General features: G+C 34.8%; 2 rRNA genes. Both read right to left on the bottom strand.

Going from position 1 to position 1,564, the window contains the following annotated elements:
- Window positions 1–1,228: 1,228 nt before the first annotated feature.
- A 5S ribosomal RNA gene (gene rrf / locus EO244_RS16725) occupies window positions 1,229–1,339 on the bottom strand.
- Window positions 1,340–1,454: 115 nt separating this feature from the next.
- Window positions 1,455–1,564 (bottom strand): 23S ribosomal RNA (locus EO244_RS16720); the annotation flags it as partial.

The raw sequence follows: 1,564 nt of genomic DNA, 5'->3' as shown, positions 1-1,564 counted from the left end.
GCCAGGATCAAACTCTTCGTTGTATAAAAAACTTATAGTTAATCTGCTCGTGGATAATATCTAAGTTATTTCGTAAATCTAATTGACAAGGTTATTATTCTTGTATTTACCTAACTTTATTCTACTTCCAATATTTTCAAAGAACTTGCGTTCAAAATTTCTTCTCTGTCTTGATGCTGATTACAGCGTCAAAGCGGGTGCAAAGATAACAACTTTTAGTTTTTAAAACCAAATAAAAATTGAAGTTTTTTTTAGAAAATTTATTTCCGTTTTACCTCAGATTTTCATCGTCACCCTGCCAAATTTTTAAAGAACTCTTTCGCTACAAAAGCGGCTGCAAATATAAGAAACTTAATTCTAATTCTGCAAATCTTTTTTCGTTTATTTTTCAACTTGTTTTATCAGGATAACCCAATATTTACAAGCTCTACAAACGTTTCAATGACCTGCGCCTCTCTCTTAAAGCGAGTGCAAATATAGACCTTTTATTTCCATTAATCCTAATCCAAACGACCTATTTTTTTAATTTAATTACTAAAACGCTGATAAGCAGTATTCATTATTTTTGAAAAAGATTATTTTCCTGATTTTAGAGACTGAAAAATGACGCGTTTGTAAGGTTCTGATAGATGAACAAAGGGCGATTAATGATGATCAGCATGGGGTTCTCTTATCAAGCTTGCAACAAATAAAAGATCATTTTCCTGCTACTTACATTTCTTGGTTTCATTTTTCAAGCTCATAAAAAGGAAATAGGCATTATTTCTGCCTTATTTTTTTCTAAACAAGAGCATTTTTCTATGATTTAAAATTCCAGATAAGGGATGGGTATATAAAAAACGAGCCGTACTACTAAGATGAAAACGAAAAACAGGGGGAAATCTCAGCTAACAAAATTTGATGATTGGGTGAATAGATGCTCCTGGATTGATAAAAAACTAACAAGAAGACTAAAGTGAGCTGGAATATCATTCAATAATTAACAATGAGGGATGAGCAATTAGATAGCAAGAGACCAGGGTTCTCATTTAGCAATGCAGTAAGTTTTATAAAGTCATCACCGATATTCTGGATATCGAACTTAAAGTAGTGCTGTCAGAAGGGAAGCATTTGCGATTATTAGCGTCATCAGCGGGAGGAACAATCCGCAATTCCTAAATCGTCATTATTTTCCAGAAATCAGGTCATAAAAAAAGCGTCTTACTCCATTTGGAATAAGACGCTTAAAAGTTGGCATCGACCTACTCTCCCACCACTTGGCAGTACCATCGGCGCTAATGGGCTTAACTTCTCTGTTCGGGATGGGAAGAGGTGGAACCCCATTGCTATAGATACCTGAAAATCTTCAGTTATCAGCTTTACGGTGTTTGTACACTAGCTGCAACAAATATCATAACATATTGAAAAAAAAAGTAGTTGTAATTTCAGCGAAGAATCCAACCATGGACCTCAGCATTCATAAGCTTATGGGTAATTAGTACCACTCGACTTTGACATCACTGCCTTTACATCTGTGGCCTATCAACGTTGTCGTCTCCAACGACCCTTTAAAGAAATCTCATCT

This window comes from Ancylomarina salipaludis (assembly GCF_004122035.1).
GTDB lineage: Bacteria > Bacteroidota > Bacteroidia > Bacteroidales > Marinifilaceae > Ancylomarina > Ancylomarina salipaludis.
This window is presented reverse-complemented; position numbering and strand designations above follow the sequence as displayed.